The 23,130-nt window shown below is 71.3% G+C and carries 17 protein-coding genes and 2 rRNA genes; 15 read left to right on the plus strand and 4 right to left on the minus strand.

Translation table 11 applies throughout. From position 1 onward, the window contains the following. Positions 1–58 precede the first annotated feature (58 nt). From IG88_RS0114765 to IG88_RS43380, 4 genes are all read left to right on the plus strand, one after another. Positions 59–3,180: ribosomal RNA gene (locus tag IG88_RS0114765) — 23S ribosomal RNA — on the plus strand. Between the two features lie 29 nt (positions 3,181–3,209). Then, positions 3,210–3,326: ribosomal RNA gene (gene rrf, locus IG88_RS0114770) — 5S ribosomal RNA — on the plus strand. A 236-nt stretch (positions 3,327–3,562) separates the two neighbouring features. Continuing rightward, a complete protein-coding gene (locus IG88_RS43375) occupies positions 3,563–4,525 on the plus strand; it encodes a hypothetical protein (protein WP_158853947.1) in 963 nt (320 codons plus the stop codon). Next, positions 4,417–5,160: a tetratricopeptide repeat protein gene (locus tag IG88_RS43380; RefSeq protein ID WP_199807458.1), complete on the plus strand. Its 744-nt coding sequence runs from the start codon at positions 4,417–4,419 to the stop codon at positions 5,158–5,160. Before IG88_RS43375 ends, IG88_RS43380 begins: the two co-directional genes overlap by 109 nt. Positions 5,161–5,244: 84 nt before the next feature. Here the strand turns inward: IG88_RS43380 and IG88_RS0114785 are convergent, their stop codons facing one another. Beyond that, entirely contained in the window at positions 5,245–6,537 is a 1,293-nt protein-coding gene (locus tag IG88_RS0114785) for a DUF1015 domain-containing protein (RefSeq protein WP_031040177.1), read from the minus strand. 71 nt (positions 6,538–6,608) lie between these two features. On the opposite strand from IG88_RS0114785, the gene IG88_RS0114790 reads away from it, so the two are divergent. The 4 genes from IG88_RS0114790 (at position 6,609) to IG88_RS0114805 (ending at position 10,714) form a co-directional block, all read left to right on the plus strand. Next, a complete protein-coding gene (locus tag IG88_RS0114790; RefSeq protein WP_031040179.1) occupies positions 6,609–7,640 on the plus strand; it encodes an HAD hydrolase-like protein in 1,032 nt (343 codons plus the stop codon). Positions 7,641–7,734: 94 nt separating this feature from the next. Then, positions 7,735–8,781 (plus strand): FecCD family ABC transporter permease, encoded by a 1,047-nt coding sequence (locus tag IG88_RS0114795; protein WP_031040180.1) that lies wholly within the window; start codon positions 7,735–7,737, stop codon positions 8,779–8,781. A gap of 23 nt (positions 8,782–8,804) precedes the next feature. Further along, positions 8,805–9,842, plus strand: coding sequence for a FecCD family ABC transporter permease (locus tag IG88_RS0114800; RefSeq protein WP_031040182.1), 1,038 nt, complete (start codon positions 8,805–8,807; stop codon positions 9,840–9,842). Continuing rightward, positions 9,839–10,714, plus strand: a complete 876-nt coding sequence (locus IG88_RS0114805; RefSeq protein WP_031040184.1) for an ABC transporter ATP-binding protein — start codon at positions 9,839–9,841, stop codon at positions 10,712–10,714. The genes IG88_RS0114800 and IG88_RS0114805 overlap by 4 nt, the downstream gene beginning before the upstream one ends. A 30-nt stretch (positions 10,715–10,744) precedes the next feature. Here IG88_RS0114805 and IG88_RS0114810 read toward each other — a convergent pair whose 3' ends face one another. Further along, on the minus strand, positions 10,745–11,092 hold the full coding sequence (locus IG88_RS0114810; protein ID WP_031040187.1) for a sterol-binding protein: 348 nt from the start codon (positions 11,090–11,092) through the stop codon (positions 10,745–10,747). A gap of 42 nt (positions 11,093–11,134) precedes the next feature. On the opposite strand from IG88_RS0114810, the gene IG88_RS0114815 reads away from it, so the two are divergent. The 5 genes from IG88_RS0114815 (at position 11,135) to IG88_RS0114835 (ending at position 16,550) form a co-directional block, all read left to right on the plus strand. Continuing rightward, a complete protein-coding gene (locus tag IG88_RS0114815) occupies positions 11,135–11,488 on the plus strand; it encodes a hypothetical protein (protein ID WP_031040190.1) in 354 nt (117 codons plus the stop codon). Between the two features lie 7 nt (positions 11,489–11,495). Next, positions 11,496–12,311 carry a hemolysin gene (locus tag IG88_RS0114820; protein ID WP_031040192.1) on the plus strand — a complete coding sequence of 272 codons (816 nt, stop codon included), beginning with the start codon at positions 11,496–11,498 and terminating at the stop codon, positions 12,309–12,311. Continuing rightward, complete coding sequence (locus IG88_RS0114825) at positions 12,308–13,213, plus strand: NAD kinase (RefSeq protein WP_031040196.1); 906 nt, start codon at positions 12,308–12,310, stop codon at positions 13,211–13,213. The genes IG88_RS0114820 and IG88_RS0114825 overlap by 4 nt, the downstream gene beginning before the upstream one ends. 164 nt (positions 13,214–13,377) lie before the next feature. Next, positions 13,378–15,120 (plus strand): DNA repair protein RecN, encoded by a 1,743-nt coding sequence (recN, locus tag IG88_RS0114830; protein WP_031040199.1) that lies wholly within the window; start codon positions 13,378–13,380, stop codon positions 15,118–15,120. A 281-nt stretch (positions 15,121–15,401) separates the two neighbouring features. Next, complete coding sequence (locus tag IG88_RS0114835) at positions 15,402–16,550, plus strand: glycosyltransferase family 4 protein (protein ID WP_031040202.1); 1,149 nt, start codon at positions 15,402–15,404, stop codon at positions 16,548–16,550. Positions 16,551–16,573: 23 nt separating this feature from the next. Here the strand turns inward: IG88_RS0114835 and IG88_RS0114840 are convergent, their stop codons facing one another. Continuing rightward, complete coding sequence (locus IG88_RS0114840) at positions 16,574–18,220, minus strand: PucR family transcriptional regulator (RefSeq protein ID WP_031040204.1); 1,647 nt, start codon at positions 18,218–18,220, stop codon at positions 16,574–16,576. 81 nt (positions 18,221–18,301) lie between these two features. After that, complete coding sequence (locus tag IG88_RS0114845; RefSeq protein ID WP_031040208.1) at positions 18,302–20,104, minus strand: glycoside hydrolase family 15 protein; 1,803 nt, start codon at positions 20,102–20,104, stop codon at positions 18,302–18,304. 559 nt (positions 20,105–20,663) lie between these two features. On the opposite strand from IG88_RS0114845, the gene IG88_RS0114850 reads away from it, so the two are divergent. Then, positions 20,664–22,313, plus strand: a complete 1,650-nt coding sequence (locus tag IG88_RS0114850) for a CTP synthase (RefSeq protein WP_031040211.1) — start codon at positions 20,664–20,666, stop codon at positions 22,311–22,313. A gap of 83 nt (positions 22,314–22,396) precedes the next feature. Beyond that, positions 22,397–23,032, plus strand: coding sequence for an NUDIX domain-containing protein (locus IG88_RS0114855; RefSeq protein WP_031040214.1), 636 nt, complete (start codon positions 22,397–22,399; stop codon positions 23,030–23,032). Positions 23,033–23,130: the final 98 nt, after the last annotated feature.

Raw genomic sequence — 23,130 nt, forward strand, 5'->3', positions numbered from 1 at the left:
CGGGGTGATGGGTGGTTGGTCGTTGTTTGAGAACTGCACAGTGGACGCGAGCATCTGTGGCCAAGTTTTTAAGGGCGCACGGTGGATGCCTTGGCACCAGGAACCGATGAAGGACGTGGGAGGCCACGATAGGCCCCGGGGAGTCGTCAACCAGGCTTTGATCCGGGGGTGTCCGAATGGGGAAACCCGGCAGTCGTCATGGGCTGTCACCCGCTGCTGAACACATAGGCAGTGTGGAGGGAACGCGGGGAAGTGAAACATCTCAGTACCCGCAGGAAGAGAAAACAACCGTGATTCCGGGAGTAGTGGCGAGCGAAACTGGATGAGGCTAAACCGTTCACGTGTGAGACCCGGCAGGGGTTGCGTGTGCGGGGTTGTGGGATCTCTCTTCTGTTGTCTGCCGGCGACAGGACGAGTGAGAAACCGTTGATGTAGGCGAAGGACATGCGAAAGGTCCGGCGTAGAGGGTAAGACCCCCGTAGCTGAAACATGAGCGGCTCGTTTGAGAGACACCCAAGTAGCACGGGGCCCGAGAAATCCCGTGTGAATCTGGCGGGACCACCCGCTAAGCCTAAATATTCCCTGGTGACCGATAGCGGATAGTACCGTGAGGGAATGGTGAAAAGTACCGCGGGAGCGGAGTGAAATAGTACCTGAAACCGTGTGCCTACAAGCCGTGGGAGCGTCGGGGTGGAGCTTGCTCCATCCTCGTGACTGCGTGCCTTTTGAAGAATGAGCCTGCGAGTTTGCGGTGTGTTGCGAGGTTAACCCGGGTGGGGTAGCCGTAGCGAAAGCGAGTCCGAACAGGGCGGTTGAGTAGCACGCTCAAGACCCGAAGCGGAGTGATCTAGCCATGGGCAGGTTGAAGCGGCTGTAAGAGGTCGTGGAGGACCGAACCCACCAGGGTTGAAAACCTGGGGGATGACCTGTGGTTAGGGGTGAAAGGCCAATCAAACTCCGTGATAGCTGGTTCTCCCCGAAATGCATTTAGGTGCAGCGTCGTGTGTTTCTTGCCGGAGGTAGAGCACTGGATAGGCGATGGGCCCTACCGGGTTACTGACCTTAGCCAAACTCCGAATGCCGGTAAGTGAGAGCGCGGCAGTGAGACTGTGGGGGATAAGCTCCATGGTCGAGAGGGAAACAGCCCAGAGCATCGACTAAGGCCCCTAAGCGTACGCTAAGTGGGAAAGGATGTGGAGTCGCACAGACAACCAGGAGGTTGGCTTAGAAGCAGCCACCCTTGAAAGAGTGCGTAATAGCTCACTGGTCTAGTGATTCCGCGCCGACAATGTAGCGGGGCTCAAGCGTACCGCCGAAGTCGTGTCATTGCAGCAATACGGCCAACGCCGGCTGTGATGGGTAGGGGAGCGTCGTGTGCCGGGTGAAGCAGCCGTGGAAGCGAGTTGTGGACGGTTCACGAGTGAGAATGCAGGCATGAGTAGCGATACAAACGTGAGAAACGTTTGCGCCGATTGACTAAGGGTTCCTGGGTCAAGCTGATCTGCCCAGGGTAAGTCGGGACCTAAGGCGAGGCCGACAGGCGTAGTCGATGGATAACCGGTTGATATTCCGGTACCCGCTGTGAAGCGTCAAACATTGAATCAGGCGATGCTAAGTCCGTGAAGCCGCCCTTGATCTCTTCGGAGTGATGGGGAGTGGTGGAGCCGATGATCCAGACCTGTAGTAGGTGAGTGATGGGGTGACGCAGGAAGGTAGTCCATCCCGGGCGGTGGTTGTCCCGGGGTAAGGGTGTAGGCCGTGCGGTAGGTAAATCCGTCGCACACGAGGCTGAGACCTGATGCCGAGCCGATTGTGGTGAAGTGGATGATCCTATGCTGTCGAGAAAAGCCTCTAGCGAGTTTCATGGCGGCCCGTACCCTAAACCGACTCAGGTGGTCAGGTAGAGAATACCGAGGCGTTCGGGTGAACTATGGTTAAGGAACTCGGCAAAATGCCCCCGTAACTTCGGGAGAAGGGGGGCCACACCTGGTGACGATCTTTACGGTCTGAGCTGGGGGTGGCCGCAGAGACCAGCGAGAAGCGACTGTTTACTAAAAACACAGGTCCGTGCGAAGCCGTAAGGCGATGTATACGGACTGACGCCTGCCCGGTGCTGGAACGTTAAGGGGACCGGTTAGCTCAGATTCGTCTGGGCGAAGCTGAGAACTTAAGCGCCAGTAAACGGCGGTGGTAACTATAACCATCCTAAGGTAGCGAAATTCCTTGTCGGGTAAGTTCCGACCTGCACGAATGGCGTAACGACTTCTCGACTGTCTCAACCATAGGCCCGGTGAAATTGCACTACGAGTAAAGATGCTCGTTTCGCGCAGCAGGACGGAAAGACCCCGGGACCTTTACTACAGTTTGATATTGGTGTTCGGTTCGGCTTGTGTAGGATAGCTGGGAGACTGTGAAGCTCGCACGCCAGTGTGGGTGGAGTCGTCGTTGAAATACCAGTCTGGTCGTGCTGGATGTCTAACCTGGGTCCGTGATCCGGATCAGGGACAGTGTCTGATGGGTAGTTTAACTGGGGCGGTTGCCTCCTAAAGAGTAACGGAGGCGCCCAAAGGTTCCCTCAGCCTGGTTGGCAATCAGGTGTTGAGTGTAAGTGCACAAGGGAGCTTGACTGTGAGACCGACGGGTCGAGCAGGGACGAAAGTCGGGACTAGTGATCCGGCGGTGGCTTGTGGAAGCGCCGTCGCTCAACGGATAAAAGGTACCCCGGGGATAACAGGCTGATCTTCCCCAAGAGTCCATATCGACGGGATGGTTTGGCACCTCGATGTCGGCTCGTCGCATCCTGGGGCTGGAGTCGGTCCCAAGGGTTGGGCTGTTCGCCCATTAAAGCGGTACGCGAGCTGGGTTTAGAACGTCGTGAGACAGTTCGGTCCCTATCCGCTGTGCGCGTAGGAGTCTTGAGAAGGGCTGTCCCTAGTACGAGAGGACCGGGACGGACGAACCTCTGGTGTGCCAGTTGTTCTGCCAAGGGCATGGCTGGTTGGCTACGTTCGGGAGGGATAACCGCTGAAAGCATCTAAGCGGGAAGCCTGCTTCGAGATGAGGACTCCCACCCACTTGATGGGGTAAGGCTCCCAGTAGACGACTGGGTTGATAGGCCGGATCTGGAAGCACCGTGAGGTGTGGAGGTGACCGGTACTAATAGGCCGAGGGCTTGTCCTCAGTTGCTCGCGTCCACTGTGTTTTAGGGTTTCGGTGGTCATAGCGTAGGGGAAACGCCCGGTTACATTTCGAACCCGGAAGCTAAGCCTTACAGCGCCGATGGTACTGCAGGGGGGACCCTGTGGGAGAGTAGGACGCCGCCGAACAATCTTTGGAAAGGACCCCTGGTCCCCAGCGTTCATGCTGGGGACCAGGGGTCCTTTCGTTTTTCCAGGGCGCACCGGGTACCCGGCTGCGCGAGAATGACTTGCGGTACCGAAGACAGGAGTCACCATGTCCACCAACTCTCCCGACGACCGACCGGAGCGCGATCAGCGGCGACGGGACAGTGGTGACCGCGGTGACCGCAGGGGGCAGCGCGGGGACCGTGGCGGGTTCCGCCGTGACGACCGCCGAGGGGACGACCGCGGTGGACAGCGTGGTGGCTTCCGCCGTGACGGCCGTGACCGTGGGCCGCGGCGGGACGACCGCGATCGCGGTGGCGACCGGGGCTTCCGTCGTGACGACCGAGGTGGTGACCGTCCGTCCTTCCGTCGCGACGACCGCGGTGACAGGGCGCCCTTCCGTCGTGACGACCGTCCGTCCTTCCGTCGTGATGACCGTGACGACCGCCGTGACCGCGGGGACCGTCCTTCGTACCGCCGTGATGACCGTGGCGGCTTCGGCCGCCGTGACGACAGCCGGCGCGATGACAGTCGTCGTGAGGACCGTGGCGGGCAGCGCGGCGGCTTTCGCCGGGACGACCGGCGCGATGACCGGCGTGACGGGCGTCGCGACGACAACCGCGGTGGCGGGTACGGGCGTAGGGACGACCGTGATCGGGGCGGCGACCGGGGGTTCCGGCGTGACGACCGGGGCGACCGTCCGTCCTACCGCCGTGATGACCGTGACGACCGCCGGGATCGCGGCGACCGTCCCTCGTACCGCCGGGACGACCGGCGCGACGACCGGCGGGACGACCGTCCTCCCTTCCGCCGTGACGACCGGGACCGGGGCGACCGGGGTGGCTTCCGTCGGGACGACAACCGTGGTGACCGTGGCGGGTTCGGCCGCCGTGACGACCGGCGCGACGGCGACCGCGGTGGGTTCCGGGGGCGCGACGACCGGGGCGGCCGTGGGCCCCGGCGGGACGATCGCGGTGGGCGGCCCGGCGGTTACCGGGGCCGTGACGACCGGCACGGCGGCGGTGGCCGCTTCCGTGAGGAGCGGGAGCGGGACCGGGAGCCGATCAAGCGCCTGCCGATTCCCGAGGAGGTCACGGGCGACGAGATCGACAAGGACGTGCGGCAGGAGCTGCAGAGCCTGCCCAAGACGCTCGCGGAGGACGTCGCCAGGAACCTGGTGATGGTCGCGCGGCTGCTCGACGAGGACCCGGAGGCCGCGTACGGGTACTCCAGGGTGGCCCTGCGGCTCGCGTCCCGCGTCGCGGCCGTGCGCGAGGCGGCCGGGTTCGCCGCGTACGCCAACCAGAAGTACGGCGAGGCGCTGGCGGAGTTCCGGGCGGCTCGGCGGATGACCGGGTCCGTGGAACTGTGGCCGGTCATGGCCGACTGCGAGCGCGGGCTCGGCCGGCCGGAGAAGGCGCTGGACATGGCCGGCGCTCCCGAGGTGCACAAGCTGGACAAGGCCGGTCAGGTCGAGATGCGCCTCGTGGCCGCCGGTGCCCGGCGTGACATGGGGCAGCTCGACGCGGCGATCGTGACGCTGCAGAGCCCCGAGCTGGCCTCCCACTCCGTACAGCCCTGGACCGCTCGGCTGCGGTACGCCTATGCCGACGCGCTGCTGGCCGCGGGCCGGGAGCAGGAGGCGCGGGAGTGGTTCGCGAAGGCGGTGGAGTCCGACCGGGACGGCAGCACGGACGCCTCCGACCGGCTCGCCGAGCTGGACGGCGTGGAGTTCGTGGACGCCCTGGGCGAGGACGGGGCCGAGTCCGGCGGTGACGTGGAGAGCACCGGCGACGAGGACGGCGACAAGGACTGACGGCCGAGCGCGCGTACGGTGAGGGGGCGGGCCCGTGACCAGGGTCCGCCCCCTCGCCGCGTTGTGGGCCGGGGCGCGGGCGGGTCAGGCGTCGAGCGCGCGGAGTACCAGTCCGGAGGCCGGTTTCGGCCCGAAGGACGTCGACTTGCGGGGCATCGTGACGCCCTGTCGGGCCAGTTCGCGCACGACCTCCTCGCGGACCGGGTGCATCAGGACCGCCGTACCGCCGTCGCGTTCGGCCTTCTCGACGGTGGCCGCCGTGTCGTGGATGTAGGAGATGTGGGCCGCCGAGTCGTCGGGGACGTGCCAGACGTGGGCGAGGAGCGTGGCGTGCAGGACGGTGGCGTCCAGGGTGCGCCAGGCCTCCGGCCGGTCGGTGGGAACCGTTCGGGCCAGCAGGCCCTGGTCCGGCCGGTCGACGAGGTGGAAGGCGCCGTCGCCGGCGAGGAGGAAGGCGTTGCCCGCGTCGGCCGCCTTGGCCAGGGCGTTGAGGGACTCGTCCAGTGGTGAGTCCAGGCGGCGCACGCGGAAGTGTCCGGCAAGGGCGGCCAGCGCGTCGTGCACCGGGACGTCGTGGAGCAGGCGGTGGATGGCACGGACGCGGAGCGGGTAGCGGGCCGTGTCGACCAGCAGGACGAGCCCGTGGTCCCAGGGGCTGGGGGAGGGATGCTCCGCGCGGAGAGTGCGGTACGTCGCCCAGCGGTGGTGGCCGTCGGCGATGAGCGCCTGGTGGTGGGAGAGTTCGGACCGGACCCGTGCCACGGTCTGCGGGTCGGTGACCGACCACAGGCGGTGGCAGAAGCCGTCCTCCGTGGTCGTGGACAGCAGCGGCGGCCGTGCGGCCGTGCGCTCCACGAGGGCGGTGGTGAACGGGGTCCCGTCGTCGCCTCGGTAGGTCAGCAGCAGGGGTTCGAGGTTCGCCCGGGTGGCCCGCATGAGCGCCGCGCGGTCCGCGACGACGTGGGGCATGACGTCCTCGTGCGGCAGGACCACCTGCTCGCCGGGGTCCGACACGCGCACGGTGCCGATGACGCCGCGCTGCAGCAGGCCCTCGCCGTCGCGCTGTTCGTAGACGTACAGGCCCGGCTCGGGGTCGGTGGTCAGGACGCCCTCCGCCGTCCAGCGGCGCAGGGTGCGGGCGGCCTGTTCGTTGCGCGCCCCGGGTGTGGCGGCCTGGGGGAGGATCAGCCGGACGATGTTGTGGGGGTCGGCCGATTCGAGGTGGAGCAGACCGTCGGGGCGGACCACCACGTCGTAGGGGGGCGAGGTCACGGCGGCCAGGCTGCCGACCCGGTCGGGGTCGTAGCGGAGGCCTCGGAACGGGGTGAGTTCCAGGCCCCGGCGCGCCGTTGCTTCCGGGTGACCTGCAGAGTTCATCCCGGCATCGTACGTGTGTCAGTGGCATGGGGGATGATCGGGGGAAAGGCGAGAACGAGGAGCGATGCGCAATGAGCCGGAGCGTCAGGACGCGGCCCGAGGGCAGTGGGCGGGGCCTCAGTGAGGCCTACGACACGGCGCTGCTCGACCTGGACGGCGTGGTGTACGCCGGGGGGAACGCGATCGCGCACGCCGTCGACTCCCTCGCCACCGCCCGGGACGGCGGCATGCGCCTGGCGTACGTCACCAACAACGCGCTCCGGACCCCGGACACGGTGGCCGCGCACCTGACGGAGCTGGGCATAGCGACGGACGCCGGCGACGTCATCACCTCGGCGCAGGCGGTGGCCCGGCTGATCGCCGAGCAGGTGCCCTCGGGGGCGCGGGTGCTGGTGATCGGCGGCGAGGGGCTGCGCGTGGCGCTGCGCGAGCGGGGCCTGGAGCCGGTGGAGTCGGCGGAGGACGACCCGGCGGCCGTGGTGCAGGGGTTCGGCGGCCCGGATCTGCCCTGGGGCCGGTTCGCGGAAGCCTGCTACGCCGTCGCGCGCGGCGTTCCCTGGTTTGCCTCCAACACCGACCTGACCATCCCGGGCGCCCGGGGGATCGCCCCGGGCAACGGAGCGGCGGTCGAGGTCGTGCGGATCGCGACCGGCGCCGAGCCGCAGGTCGCGGGGAAGCCGTTGCCGCCCATGCACCGGGAGACGATCCTGCGGACCGGCGCGCAGCGCCCGTTGGTCGTGGGCGACCGGTTGGACACGGACATCGAGGGGGCGTTCAACGGGGAGGTGGACTCGCTGCTCGTGCTGACCGGCGTGACCGACGGGGCGACGTTGCTGGCGGCACCGCCGCAGCACCGGCCGACGTACGTCGACGCCGATCTGCGCGGGCTGCTCACCGGGCAGCCGGAGGTCACGGGCGACGCGGACGGCGGCTTCCGCTGCGGCGGCTGGACGGCGTCGGCCGGTGCGGAGCGGCTGGAGCTGACGGGCGACGGCGGGGCGCTGGACGGGCTGCGGGCCCTGTGCGCGGCGGCCTGGACGGCGGGCGGAGAGCAGGGCTGCGGGCTGGATTCCGGGAAGGCGCTGGCGCGGTTGGGGTTGTGAGCCCCGGTTGGGGGGAAGGCGCCCGTTGACGGGCCGGGGTGCGGGCAGGCCCTCGGGGGCGGCACCGGTTGGGAGGGTAGGCTAACCTAACTGCGTGTTGGTCGACAGTCCCCCCGAACAGCGCGCGGAGACCGCTCCCGCGCCGCCCTCCAAGCGCCGCGTCCTGCGTGCCGCGGGGCTGCCCGTCGCCCTTGCGGTCCTGGTGTGCATCGCGTTGGCGAGCATCGCGATCGGTGCCAAGGACCTGTCCGTGGCCCAGGTCTGGCACGGCCTCTTCCACGACTCCGACACCTATGGCGACGTCGTCGTCGGCGAGCGGCTGTCGCGGACCGTGCTCGGTCTGCTGGCCGGTGCCGCGCTGGGCCTCGCGGGAGCCGTGCTGCAGGCGCTGACCCGCAATCCGCTGGCCGATCCCGGCTTGCTCGGCATCAACGCGGGTGCCTCGGCGGCCGTCGTCACGGGCATCACCTTCTTCGGCGTCACCTCGCTGAGCGGGTACGTGTGGTTCGCCTTCGCCGGTGCGGCCGGGGTCGGCGCGCTGGTCTGGTTCCTGGGCGGCAGCAGGGGGGCCACTCCGGTGCGGCTGGTGCTGGCCGGCACCGCGATCAGCGCCGCGCTCTTCGGCTACCTCCAGGCCGTGATGATCATGGACGACGCGGCGCTGGGCCGGATGCGCTTCTGGACGGTCGGTTCGCTCGCCTCGGCGACGACCGGGACCATCCGCGAGGTGCTGCCGTTCTTCGTGACGGGCACGGTCCTCGCCCTCGCGCTCGCGCGGCCGCTCAACGCCATGGAGATGGGCGACGACACCGCCAAGGCCCTCGGCGCCAACCTGAACCGCACCCGGGCGCTGTCCATGCTCGCGGCGACCGTGCTGTGCGGCGCCGCGACCGCCGCCTGCGGGCCGATCGTGTTCGTCGGGCTGATGATCCCGCACATCGTCCGCTCCTTCACCGGTCCCGACATGCGCTGGATCCTGCCCTACGCGGCGATCCTGTCCCCGGTGCTGCTGCTCGGCGCGGACGTCCTCGGCCGGATCGTGGCCCGGCCCTCCGAACTCCAGGTCGGCATCGTCACCGCCGTCCTCGGCGGTCCGGTCTTCATCTTGCTCGTACGACGGCGGAGGACGGCCCAACTGTGAGGAACGGCAAGACCACGAGGACCGTGCGGCCCCACCGTGCCGTGCGCAGCCCGGGCGGGCTGTCCTTCCGCCTGGACGTGCGGGCCACCGTGGTGGTCGCCCTGCTGCTGCTCCTGGCGTTCGTCGCGAGCGTGCTGCTGATCGGCACCGGCGACTTCGACATACCGGCCGCCGACGTGCTGAAGACCCTGGTCGGCCGGGGCGACGCCGGGCAGGAGTTCATCGTCAACGAGCTGCGCCTGCCGCGGGTCCTGGTCGGGCTGCTGGTCGGCGGCGCCCTCGGGGTCGGCGGCGCGCTCTTCCAGGCCATCTCCCGCAACCCGCTCGGCAGTCCGGACGTACTCGGCCTCGGGCAGGGCGCGACGGCCGGGGCGCTCATCATGATCGTCCTGTTCTCCGGCAGCTCGGCCCAGGTGACCGTGGGCGCGCTCGCCGGCGGCCTGGTGACCGGCCTCGCCATCTACCTGCTCGCCTGGAAGCGGGGCGTGCACGGGTACCGGCTGGTCCTGGTCGGCATCGGAGTGTCCGCGATCGTCACGGCGGTCAACGGCTACCTGATGACCCGGGCCGACATCGTCGACGCCTCTCGCGCCGTCGTCTGGATGACCGGCTCCCTCAACGGCCGCGACTGGGACCAGGTGTGGCCCCTGCTCGCACTGTGCGCCGTACTCGTCCCGGTCGTGCTCACCAACGGGCGGGCGCTGCGGATGATGGAGATGGGCGACGACGTCTCGTACGCCCTCGGAGTGCGCGTGGAGCGGGTGCGGGCGCTGCTGATGGTGGCGGCCGTCCTGCTCACCGCCGCGGCCACCGCCGCCGCCGGACCGGTCAGCTTCGTCGCGCTCACCGCGCCGCAGCTCGCCCGGCGCCTGACCCGCTCGCCCGGCCCCAACCTGGTGCCGTCCCTGTGCATGGGCGCCGCCCTGCTGGTCGGCGCGGACTTCGTCTCCCAGCGGGCCTTCGGCGCCGACCAACTGCCCGTCGGCGTCGTCACCGGCGTACTGGGCGGCGTCTACCTGCTGTGGCTGCTGGTCACCGAGCGCAGGGCGGGCCGGATATGAGCGCCGGTGCCGACCACCGCAGCGGGTCCCGGAACCAAAGGAGCAACGTGAACCGCCTGACCGCCGAGAACGTCACCCTCGCCTACGACCAGCGGGTCATCGCCCAGAAGCTGTCGGTGGAGATACCCGACAACTCCTTCACGGTCATCGTCGGCCCCAACGCGTGCGGCAAGTCCACCCTGCTGCGGGCCCTGTCGCGGATGCTCAAGCCGTCCGAGGGCCGGGTGCTGCTCGACGGGTCGGTCATCCAGTCGATGCCGGCCAAGCAGGTCGCGCGGACCCTCGGCCTGCTGCCGCAGTCCTCGGTCGCGCCCGACGGCATCACCGTCGGCGACCTCGTCGGCCGCGGCCGCTACCCGCACCAGGGCATCCTGCGTCAGTGGTCGGCCGAGGACGAGCGGGTCGTCCAGGAGGCGATGGCGCAGACCGGCATCGCCGAGCTGGCCGACCGCTACGTCGACGAACTCTCCGGCGGCCAGCGCCAGCGCGTGTGGATCGCCATGGCACTCGCCCAGCAGACCCCGCTGCTCCTGCTCGACGAGCCCACGACGTACCTGGACATCCAGCACCAGATCGACGTCCTCGACCTGTGCGCGGAGCTGCACGAGGAGCAGGGCCGCACCCTCGTGGCCGTGCTGCACGACCTCAACCACGCCGCCCGCTACGCCACCCACCTCATCGCCCTGCGCGGCGGGGAGGTCATCGCGCAGGGCGCGCCGAAGGACGTCGTCACCGCCGGTCTGGTCGAGCGGGTCTTCGGGCTGCGCTGTCAGGTCATCGACGACCCGGAGACGGGTACGCCGCTGGTGGTGCCGGCCGCGCGCAAGGCACGTGCCGGGCGGGAGAAGGCGGTCGGTGCGGGGGCTTCCTGAGACTGTCGCGGGAGCTTCCCGAGGAGGCTGTCACAGCAGCTTTCTGAGCCGGAACAGATCGCGCAGGCCCGCCTCCAGCCGCACCCGGCCCGATCCCCAGGCGCGGGCGAAGTTCAGCTCGCCCGCCACGAGGGCCACCAGGTCGTCGCCGGTCATCGCCAGCCTGATCTCGGCCCGCTCGCGCGGCGGTCCCTCCAGGGTCTCGCGCACGTCGATGCGGCCGCCCGCCATGCGTCCGGTGAAGGTGACGTCCAGGTCGGTGATGTGGCAGCTCACCGAGCGGTCCAGCTCCAGGGCGGCCCGCACGTCCCCCTCGGCGCCGCGCATGCTGTCCGAAAGCTTCTCGAGTGCGGCACGGCACTCCTCAGTCGTCGCCATCGGGACCGACCGTACCGCAGCGCCACACGGTAGCGTCGGGGCATGAGCGACGCAGTACCGGAGCCGGAGCCCGACGAGCCGGAGCCCGGCGCGGACCCGGACCCCGGCGCGGACCCGGACCCCGGGTACGAGCCGGCCGCCCCCGCCCCGCTGGCCGTCCCGCGCGCCCCCACCGGGAACGCCGAGGTGGACGCCCGGCTGGCGCGGCTGGCCGACGCCGACCACCTGGCCACCGACGGGCATGTCGAGGTGTACGAGGATGTACACCGGGGGCTGCGCGACGCGCTCACCGCGCTCGACGCCCGCCCGGGACCACCGCAACCCCCGGGACCACCGCAACCCCCGGGGCGCCCGGGACCCCCGGCGCCGCCATCACCGTACGACCGCAGGAGCTGAACCGAACGTGGCAGGAGTCGCACGCCGCCGTCTCGACGCGGAGCTGGTGCGCCGCAAGCTGGCGCGCTCGCGCGAGCACGCGAGCCAGTTGATCGCCGCCGGGCGGGTCACCGTCGGCAAGACCGTCGCGACGAAGCCCGCCACGCAGGTCGAGACCGCCGCCGCGATCGTCGTGAGCGCCGACGACAGCGACCCCGACTACGTCTCGCGCGGCGGCCACAAGCTCGCCGGCGCCCTCGCCGCCTTCGTCCCCCGGGGCCTCGTGGTCGAGGGGCGCAGGGCGCTGGACGCCGGCGCCTCCACCGGCGGCTTCACCGACGTACTGCTGCGGGCGGGCGCCGCACACGTCGTCGCCGTGGACGTCGGATACGGGCAACTCGCGTGGAGTCTCCGGCAGGATGAACGCGTCACCGTCAAGGACCGTACGAACGTACGCGAGTTGACGCCGGACGCGATCGGTGGGGAGCCCGTGGACCTGGTCGTGGGAGATCTGTCCTTCATCCCGCTCGGACTGGTACTGCCCGCCCTGGTGCGCTGCACCCGGCCGGACGCCGACCTGGTGATGATGGTGAAGCCGCAGTTCGAGGTGGGCAAGGACCGGCTGGGCAGCGGGGGAGTGGTACGCAGCACCGAGCTGCGGGCCGAGGCGGTGCGGGGCGTCGCCCGGAGGGCCTGGGAACTCGGGCTCGGCGTGAAGGGGGTCACCGCCAGTCCGCTGCCCGGTCCCTCCGGGAACGTCGAGTACTTTCTGTGGCTGCGGGCCGGCGCCGCCGCACTGGACCCGGCCGACGTTGACCGTGCAGTGGCGGAGGGGCCGCATTGACACAGAACCGAGCGCGAACCGTTTTCCTGCTCGCCCACACCGGACGCCCCGCCGCGATCCGCAGCGCCGAGCTGGTGGTGGGCGGCCTGCTGCGGGCCGGGATCGGCGTCCGGGTCCTTGAGGCCGAGGCGCGCGACCTGCCGCTGCCGGGCGAGGTGGACCTGGTCGGCGAGGCCACCCCGCAGTGCCTGGACGGGTGCGAGCTGCTGATCGTGCTGGGCGGCGACGGCACGCTGCTGCGCGGCGCCGAGTTCGCGCGGGCCTCCGGGGTGCCGATGCTCGGCGTCAACCTCGGGCGGGTCGGCTTCCTCGCGGAGGCCGAGCGCGACGACCTCGACAAGGTCGTCGACCGGGTGGTGAACCGGGCCTACGAGGTCGAGGAGCGGATGACCGTCGACGTCGTCGTGCACCGCAACGGCGACATCGTGCACACCGACTGGGCGCTGAACGAGGCCGCCGTGCAGAAGGCGGGCGCCGAGAAGCTGCTGGAGGTCGTGCTGGAGATCGACGGCCGGCCGGTGACCGGGTTCGGCTGCGACGGCATCGTCCTGTCGACGCCGACCGGGTCGACGGCGTACGCCTTCTCGGCCGGCGGCCCCGTGGTGTGGCCCGAGGTGGAGGCGCTGCTGATGGTGCCGATCAGCGCGCACGCCCTGTTCGCGAAGCCGCTGGTGACCTCGCCGGACTCGGTGCTCGCGGTGGAGGTGCTGCCGCACGTCCCGCCGGGGGTGCTGTGGTGCGACGGGCGGCGGACGGTGGAGCTGCCGCCGGGGGCGCGGGTCGAGGTGCGGCGGGGAGCGGTGCCGGTGCGGCTGGCCCGGCTGCACCACGCGTCGTTCACGGACCGGTTGGTCGCGAAGTTCGCGTTGCCCGTTTCCGGGTGGCGCGGGGCGCCGCACTAGCGGTCTCGAAGGGGTGGTTCCGGTGCGCCGCGTGGTGCGGGTGCGTTGTGGCTGGTCGCGCCCCGCGGCGCAGCCGCTGCCAGCACGGTCCCGCGCCCCTGGGGGCGTAACCCTTCCCGGCGTGACAAGGGTGGGCTGTGTGCGCTTCGCGCCCTCGACCTCGTATGGTCGTGTCCGTGCTTGAGGAGATGCGGATACGGTCGCTCGGAGTCATCGACGACGCCGTGGTCGAGCTGTCGCCCGGGTTCACCGCTGTCACCGGTGAGACGGGTGCCGGCAAGACGATGGTGGTCACCAGCCTGGGCCTGCTCCTGGGCGGGCGCGCGGACGCGGCGCTCGTGCGGATCGGGGCGAAGAGCGCGGTCGTCGAGGGGCGCATCGCCGTGCCCGACGACGCCGCGGCGGCCGTGCGCGCCGAGGAGGCCGGGGCCGAGTTGGACGACGGGGCGCTGCTGATCAGCCGTACCGTTTCCGCCGAAGGGCGCTCGCGCGCGCATCTGGGCGGGCGGTCGGTGCCGGTGGGGATGCTCGCCGAGCTGGCCGACGAGCTGGTGGCGGTGCACGGGCAGACCGACCAGCAGGGGCTGCTCAAGCCGGCCCGGCAGCGGCAGGCCCTCGACCGGTACGCGGGCGACGCGGTCGCCGGGCCGCTCGCCAAGTACGCCGAGGCGTACCGGCGGCTGCGTGCCGTCGTCACCGAGCTGGACGAGATCACCACGCGCGCGCGGGAACGCGCCCAGGAGGCCGACCTGCTGCGCTACGGCCTCGACGAGATCGCCGCGGTCGAGCCGCGCGCCGGCGAGGACGTGGAGCTGGCGGAGGAGGCGGAGCGGCTCGGGCACGCCGAGGCGCTCGCGTCGGCCGCCACGGCCGCCCACGCCGCGCTCGCGGGCAACCCGGAGGACCCCGAGGGCGTGGACGGCGCGACACTGGTCGCGGGCGCGCAGCGGGCCCTGGACGCCGTACGGTCCCACGACCCGGCGCTGGCCGCGCTCGCCGAGCGGATCGGCGAGGTCGGCATCCTGCTGCGCGACGTGGCCGGGGAACTCGCCGGGTACGCCGACGACCTCGACGCCGACCCGCTGCGGCTGGCGGCGGTCGAGGAGCGCCGGGCCGCGCTGACCGGGCTCACCCGGAAGTACGGCGAGGACATCGCCGCCGTGCTGAGCTGGGCCGAGCAGGGCGCCGCCCGGCTGGCCGAGCTGGACGGCGACGACGAGCGGATCGGCGAGCTGACCGCCGAACGGGACGCGCTGCGGGCGGAGCTGGGCGGGCTCGCCCAGGCGCTGACCGACGCGCGTACCGAGGCCGCCGAACGGTTCGCCGCCGCGGTCACCGCCGAGCTGGCGTCGCTGGCCATGCCCCACGCGCGCGTGTCGTTCGAGATCCGTCAGACCGAGGACCCGCAGGGCGTCGAAGTCGGCGGGCGCGCGGTGGCCTACGGACCGTCGGGCGCCGACGAGGTGGAGCTGCTGCTCGCCCCGCACCCCGGCGCGCCCCCGCGGCCGATCGCCAAGGGCGCGTCCGGCGGCGAGCTGTCGCGCGTGATGCTGGCCGTGGAGGTCGTCTTCGCGGGCACCGACCCGGTGCCGACGTACCTCTTCGACGAGGTCGACGCCGGGGTCGGCGGCAAGGCGGCGGTGGAGATCGGCCGGCGGCTCGCCCGGCTGGCGAGGAACGCCCAGGTCGTCGTCGTCACCCACCTGCCGCAGGTGGCCGCGTTCGCCGACCGGCAACTGCTGGTGGAGAAGACCGACGACGGCTCGGTGACGCGCTCCGGCGTGAAGGTCCTCGAGGGCGAGGACCGGGTCAGGGAGCTTTCCCGGATGCTCGCCGGGCAGGAGGACTCCGAGACCGCCCGCGCCCACGCGGAGGAACTCCTGGAGACGGCCCGGGCGGACCAGTAGGCACGACCGTGCCGCCACGGGCACGGTCGTGCCGCCCTTCCCGGCGTACGCCCCGGCCCGCCCGGGGCGCAGGCGTCGGATTCACCCGCACGGGGGAGGCGGTTCCCCGGCGTTGTCACCCCGTCGGTCCGGTCCCGGCGGCCGTCGTTCCCGGAACACCCGTACGGCCTGGCATCCTTGACGGAGCGGCGTACCGGAGCGAGCGCGGCGCGCGCCGTCCGCACCATCCTTCTGTACGTTCTTCGTGACCGTCCCCCGCCGACCCCAGGAGCCCCGGCCAGGTGACCCCCGTGAGCAGCCACTCACCGCACGGCCAGTCGCCACTGCGCACCGTGCAGGTGCTGGGCGGCGGCAACGCCGGCAGCAGCGCGCACGTGCGCTCACTGGCCGCGGGGCTCGTCGCACGGGGCGTGAAGGTGACGGTGTGCGCCCCCTCCGATGCGGAGCACACCTACGACTTCACGGGCGCCGGAGCCGACCACGTGCCCGTGCCGCGCAGCAGCGACCCCGTCTCCGTCGCCGCGCTGCGGACGGTGTGCGCGGACGCCGACCTGGTGCACGCCCACGGACTGCACGCCTCCTTCCGCGCCGCGCTGGCCCTCGGCGGACGGCGGGTGCGCACACCGCTCGTCGTCACCTGGCACGACCGGGTGCACGCCGAGGGGGCCCGGTCCCACCTGCTGCGCGTACTGGAGCGGCGGGTGATGAAGGCCGCCACCGTGGTGCTCGGCGCCACCTCGGAACTGGTCGACGGGGCGCGGCGGACGGGCGCGCGCGACGCCCGGCTCGGCCCCGTCGCGCTCCCCGCCCGGCCGGGTGTGCCGCCCGGACCCGAGGACCCCGACCGGCTGCGCCCCAAGGTCCGCGCCGAACTCGGTGCCGTCGACCGCCCGTTGCTGATCGCGGTCGGCTCCCTCGACCGGCACCGGGGATACGACGTCCTGCTCGACGCCGCCCGCGTGTGGCGCCGCCTCGACCCGGCGCCGCTGGTCGTCGTCGCCGGGGAGGGGCCGCTGCGCGGGGAGTTGCAGGCGCGGATCGAGGGCGAAGGGCTGCCGGTGGTGCTCATCGGCAGCCGCGACGACGTGCCCGACCTGCTGGCGGCGGCCGACCTCGCGCTGCTCCCGAGCCGCCGGGAGCCGGGGCGCTCCGTCCTCGCCCAGGAGGCCCTCCACGCGCGCGTGCCGCTCGTCGCCAGTGACGTCGGCGGCATCCCCGAGCTGGTCGGCGACGCGGCCGAACGCGTGCCGCCCGGCGACGCGGTGGCGCTGGCCGGCGCCGTGGTCCGCCTGCTCGGCGACTCCGCGCGGCGGGACGAGCTGCGGGAGCGCGGGGCACGGCAGGCGGCCACCTGGCCGACCGAGGACGAGACCGTGGCCCAGGTCCTCAGCATCTACGACGAGTTGACGCAGCCCACGCCGTTGCTCTAGGCACCCGTCCCCAGGCGGCGCCGCTACGGGACGTGCCGGCGGGCGCGCAGGGCCAGGCTCAACGCCAGTACGGTCTGCGGGTCGTCGAGGTCGGTGCCCAGCAACTCCCCGATGCGGGCGAGCCTGTTGTAGAGCGTCTGCCGGTTCAGGTGCAGCTCGCGTGCCGTCTCCGCCTTGCGGCCCGCGTGGGCCAAGTACGTCTGGAGGGTGGGCAGCAGGGGCGGTTTCGAGCGGTCGTCGTGGTCGCGCAGCGGACCGATCGCCCGGTCCACGAACGCCGCGAGGTCCGGATGGTCGCGCAGCCGCCACAGCAGCAGGTCGATGTCCAGGCGCCGGGCGTCGTACCAGGGCCGGTCGGTGAGGCCCTGCGCCGCGGTCGCCGTCTCCGCCGCGTGGCGCAGTCCCGCCGACGCCGCCGCCCAGCCGCCGGACACCCCGACCACCACGACCGGCGGCTGAGCCCCCGGCCGTCGCATCCCGGCCCGCTCCACGCCCGCCCGCAGCGCCGCCGCGACCCGGTCCGCGATCGCCGTCCGCTCCGACTCCGAGCGCAGCCCCAGCAGCAGCGGGACCCGGCCCTCGACCGGCCGTACGCCCAGCAGGACCGGAACCCCCACCGAGGCCAGCTCCTCGGCGACCGCGCGCGCCAGCACCGCCCAGCCGCCGCCCGCCGGGGACAGGGCGTCGCCGAGCCGCATCACGACGGGGAGCAGTGGCCCGGCGCCCGGCTTGAAGCCCAGGACGCGGGCCTGCGCCGGGGCGTCCGCCGCGGTGATCCGGCCCTCGGCGAGGTCGGTGAGGAAGTCGCCGCGCCCGCGTGCCGCCAGCTCCTCCTCCTGCCGGGCCTGCATCAGCACCACGGCGAGGATGCCGGCCGCCCGTTCCGCCGCCATCCGGTGCACCGGCGCGAGCGGGGCCCGGACCGGCAGCAGCACCAGCCGGGCCCGGACCGACCCGGCACCGGGCCCGCCGCCCGGCACGTCCACCAGGACCGAGCCCGCCGGGGGCGGCGCCTCCTTGTGCGGGCCCCGCAGCCCCTCCCACACCTGGAGCGGGTCGGCGCCCTCGGGGCCGGAACCGGCGGCGTACAGCAGGCGGCCGTCGGGTGTCTCCAGGAAGACCGGGTTGTCGCCGAAGTCGGCCAGGATGCCGAGGACCTGGGGCACCCCGCCGCCGCCCAGCAGGGCCCCGGTACAGCGGCGGTGCACCTCCTCGGCCCGCTGGAGCAGCGCGTAGTGGCCGTTGACGATCTCGGTGTGGATCTCCTCGGTGACCGTCACGAACGGCACCTCGCGGTGCAGTTGGACCAGGGGCAGCCCGGCCGCCCGGGCCGTGTCGACCAGCGCCGCCGGCAGCCGGGCGAAACGCGGCCCCAGCTCCACGACGAGGGCGGCGATGCCCCGCTCGGCCAGCGTGCGCACGAACGCCCGCTGCTCGGCGGGGCGGGTGCCCAGGCCGTACCCCGTGGTCAGCAGCAGTTCGCCGCCCTTGAGGAGCGAGGCGATGTTGGGCACCTCACCGGCGTGCACCCAGCGCACCGTGCGGTGCAGGCGGTCGGCGCCCGAGAGGACCTCCGGCAGACCACTGCGCAGCCCGGGCAGCTCCAGCGCCCGCCGTACCGTGATCCCGGCGCCCTGGGTGTCGAATCCGCTGTTCGTGCCGCTGTCCATGGGCCGGACGCTACCCGGCGGGACCCCCGCCGGGACATCCACGTGCCCCGCCCCGCGGCCGACCGCCGGGGTGCGGGCCCCTCAGCCCCCGTACGCCCCGCTCGCCGTCAGCCGGAGGGCGGTGTCGATCAGCGGCACGTGGCTGAAGGCCTGCGGGAAGTTGCCCACCTGGCGCTGGAGGCGGGGGTCCCACTCCTCGGCCAGGAGACCGAGGTCGTTGCGCAGGGACAGCAGCTTCTCGAAGAGCTTCCTGGCCTCGTCCACCCGGCCGATCATCGCCAGGTCGTCGGCCATCCAGAACGAGCAGGCCAGGAAGGCGCCCTCGTCGCCCGGCAGGCCGTCGACGCCCTCGTCCTGGCCGTCGGTCGGGTAGCGCAGGATGAAACCGTCCGAGGTGGACAGCTCCCGCTGGATGGCCTCGATGGTGCCGATGACCCGCTTGTCGTCCGGCGGCAGGAAACCCATCTGCGGGATCAGCAGGAGGGAGGCGTCCAGCGCCTGGGACCCGTAGGACTGGGTGAACGTGTTGCGTTCCTTGTCGTAGCCCTTCTCGCACACGTCCCGGTGGATGTCGTCGCGCAGTTGCTTCCAGCGCTCCAGGGGGCCGTCCGCGTCGCCGGACTCGATCAGCTTGATGGTGCGGTCGACGGCGACCCAGGCCATCACCTTGGAGTGCACGAAGTGGCGGCGCGGGCCGCGCACCTCCCAGATGCCCTCGTCCGGCTCGTTCCAGTGGTCCTCCAGGTAGCGGATCAGCTTGAGCTGGAGGACCGAGGCGTAGTCGCTGCGGGCCAGGCCCGTCATGTGCCCGAGGTGCAGGGCCTCGGTCACCTCGCCGTAGACGTCGAGCTGGAGCTGGTGGGCCGCGCCGTTGCCGACCCGGACCGGGGTGGAGTTCTCGTAGCCGGGCAGCCAGTCCAGCTCCGCCTCGCCCAGCTCGCGCTCACCGGCGATGCCGTACATGATCTGCAGGTTCTCGGGGTCGCCCGCGACCGCGCGCAGCAGCCACTCGCGCCAGGCGCGGGCCTCCTCGCGGTATCCGGTGCGCAGCAGCGAGGACAGGGTGATCGCGGCGTCGCGCAGCCAGGTGTAGCGGTAGTCCCAGTTGCGGACGCCGCCGATGTCCTCCGGCAGGGAGGTGGTGGGCGCGGCGACGATGCCGCCGGTGGGGGCGTACGTCAGGGCCTTGAGCGTGATCAGGGAGCGCACCACCGCCTCCCGGTAGGGGCCGTGGTACGTACAGTGCTCGACCCACTCGTGCCAGAAGTCCTCGGTGGCCACCAGCGACTGCTCGGGCTCCGGCAGCGCCGGCGGTTCCTTGTGCGAGGGCTCCCACGAGATGGTGAACGCGATCCGGTCACCCGGCGCCACCGTGAAGTCCGCGTACGTGGTCAGCGCCTTGCCGTAGGTCTCCGCCTCCGTGTCGAACCACACCGAGTCCGGGCCCGCGACGGCCACCGTGCGGCCCTGCTGCTTGTGCACCCAGGGCACGACCCGGCCGTAGCTGAACCGCATCCGCAGCTCCGAGCGCATCGGCACCCGGCCGGAGACGCCCTCCACGATCCGGATGAGCTGCGGGGCGCCGTCACGCGGCGGCATGAAATCGATCACTCGCACGGTGCCGCGCGGGGTGTCCCACTCGGACTCCAGGATCAGCGAGTCGCCGCGGTAGGTCCGCCGGGCCGCGGTGGGCGGTTCGGCACCGGGGGCGTAGGCGGGACCGAGCCGCCAGAAACCGTGCTCCCCTGTGCCCAGGAGGCCGGCGAAGATGGCATGCGAGTCGAAGCGGGGCAGGCACAGCCAGTCGACTGTGCCGTCCCGGCAGACCAGGGCAGCGGTCTGCATGTCTCCGATGAGTGCGTAGTCTTCGATGCGCCCGGCCACGTGCAACTCCAGTCGAACGGCCACGTCACCCCGCGTGGGGGCGGTCGCTAGTGCGGTCAAGGGTGGGGTCAGGTCAAGGGTGGGGTCAGGGATGTATGTCATGCGTCGTTGAGCCATGAAGCAAAGCAGCCGTTCGACCGTGAAGCCAAACGCGGTGCCGCACACGACAATTGTTGCTCAACGAACTGACGAGCTCTCGTTGTTCCGGCGCCGACGGGCGAGGGGTGGTGCCGTGTCGCCGGGCTGGCTCGGCAGCGAACGTCCGAGCAGGATACGACGCACGTAGATGATCTGTGTGCCGCTCCGGGCAAGCCGGGTCCGCCGAACGAGTGACCAGGGGGTGAGGAAGCGGTGACGTTCCCTGCTGCGTGTCCGGGTGTGCGCGGAGAGTGGCCGGAAGCCATCGCCCCGAGGCGCTGATACGCTGGTAGCCCGTGGACCGGTGGGAGAAGAACCCCGGAACCGCAGCGACGGCGCCGCCGACGACTCCCGGTACGGCCGGGGCGGAGGACGAACGCACCGCACCCCAGACCGCGACCACGGGAGCCCCCTCTTGGCCATGCCGCCCAAATCTTCGACGACCAAGCACATCTTCGTCACCGGGGGTGTCGCCTCCTCGCTGGGCAAGGGGCTGACCGCCTCCAGCCTCGGCATGCTGCTCAAGGCCCGGGGCCTGCGCGTCGTGATGCAGAAGCTCGACCCGTACCTGAACGTCGACCCCGGCACGATGAACCCCTTCCAGCACGGTGAGGTCTTCGTCACCAACGACGGCGCCGAGACCGACCTGGACATCGGGCACTACGAGCGCTTCCTCGACCGTGACCTGGACGGCACCGCCAACGTCACCACGGGGCAGGTCTACTCGGCCGTGATCGCCAAGGAGCGGCGCGGCGAGTACCTGGGCGACACCGTGCAGGTCATCCCGCACATCACCAACGAGATCAAGCACCGCATCCGCCGCATGGCGACGGACGAGGTGGACGTCGTGATCACCGAGGTCGGCGGCACCGTCGGCGACATCGAGTCGCTGCCCTTCCTGGAGACCGTCCGCCAGGTCCGGCACGAGGTCGGCCGCGACAACGTCTTCGTCGTGCACATCTCGCTCCTGCCCTACATCGGTCCCTCGGGCGAGCTGAAGACCAAGCCCACCCAGCACAGCGTCGCCGCCCTGCGCAACATCGGTATCCAGCCGGACGCCATCGTGCTGCGCTGCGACCGCGAGGTCCCCACCGCGATCAAGCGCAAGATCTCGCTGATGTGCGACGTCGACGAGGCCGCCGTCGTGGCCTGCCCCGACGCCCGCTCCATCTACGACATCCCGAAGGTCGTCCACACCGAGGGCCTGGACGCCTACGTCGTGCGCAAGCTCGACCTGCCGTTCCGCGACGTGGACTGGACGACCTGGGACGACCTGCTCGAGCGCGTGCACAAGCCGCAGCACGAGATCACCATGGCGCTGGTCGGCAAGTACATCGACCTGCCCGACGCCTACCTCTCGGTCACCGAGGCGCTGCGCGCGGGCGGCTTCGCCAACCGGGCCCGCGTCAAGATCAAGTGGGTCACGTCCGACGACTGCAAGACCCCGGCGGGCGCCGAGGCGCAGCTCGGCGACGTCGACGCGATCTGCATCCCGGGCGGCTTCGGCGAGCGCGGCGTGACCGGCAAGGTCGGCGCGATCAAGTACGCCCGCGAGAACAGGATCCCGCTGCTCGGCCTCTGCCTGGGCCTGCAGTGCATCGTGGTCGAGGCCGCGCGCAACCTGGCGGACATCGGCGACGCCAACTCCACCGAGTTCGACCCGGCCACCGCCCACCCGGTCATCTCCACCATGGCCGAGCAGCTCGACATCGTGGCCGGTGACGGTGACCTGGGCGGCACGATGCGGCTCGGCATGTACCCGGCGAAGCTGGCCGAGGGCTCGATCGTGCGCGAGGTCTACGACGGCAAGGAGTATGTCGAGGAGCGGCACCGCCACCGCTACGAGGTGAACAACGCCTACCGCGCGGAGCTGGAGAAGAAGGCCGGCATCGTCTTCTCGGGCACCTCCCCGGACGGCAAGCTCGTCGAGTACGTCGAGTACCCGCGCGACGTCCACCCCTACCTGGTCGCCACCCAGGCCCACCCGGAGCTGCGCTCGCGCCCGACGCGCCCGCACCCGCTCTTCGCCGGGCTGGTCAAGGCCGCGGTCGAGCGGAAGACGTCGAAGTAACACACCAGTTGTACGGTGGCCGGGGCGCGCACCCGACGGTGCGGGCCCCGGCTTTCGCGTACGTCTGAAAGGTCAGGTCACCGATGACGGGCAGCACGATCAAGGACACTCCGGAGGAGTGGGAGATCCGGGGCAGCCAGACTCCCTTCCGGGGCAAGAAGACCTCGGTCCGCACGGACGACGTGGTCATGCCCGACGGCTCCGTGGTCTCCCGCGACTACCAGGTCCACCCCGGCTCGGTGGCCGTCCTCGCACTGGACGGCGAGGGCCGGGTACTGGTCATCAGGCAGTACCGGCACCCCGTGCGGGAGAAGCTGTGGGAGATCCCGGCCGGGCTGCTCGACGTCCCCGGGGAGAACCCGCTGCACGCCGCCCAGCGCGAGCTGTACGAGGAGGCGCACGTCAAGGCCGAGGACTGGCGGGTGCTGACCGACGTCTACACCACGCCCGGCGGCTGCGACGAGGCCGTACGGATCTTCCTCGCCCGGGGTCTGTCCGAGGTCGCCGGCGAGCGCTTCGAGACCGAGGACGAGGAGGCCGACATGGAGCTGGCCCGGGTGCCGGTGGAGGACCTGGTGCGGGGGGTGCTCGCGGGGGAGCTGCACAACAACTGCCTGGTCGTGGGCGTCCTCTCGCTGGTCGCGGCGGAACGGGGCGACGGCCTCGACGCCCTCCGCCCGGCCGGGGCGCCGTGGCCGGCCCGGCCCTTCGAGGCGTAGCCGTCCGAGGGGCCGGACGGTGGCCGGGGGCGGCAGGGGGCCACGCCCCCGTCCGGTGTGACCATCGGTTGATCCGATCAGGGGATCTGTCCGCCGCG

The organism is Streptomyces sp. NRRL F-5650 (genome assembly GCF_000721365.1).
GTDB lineage: Bacteria > Actinomycetota > Actinomycetes > Streptomycetales > Streptomycetaceae > Streptomyces > Streptomyces ardesiacus.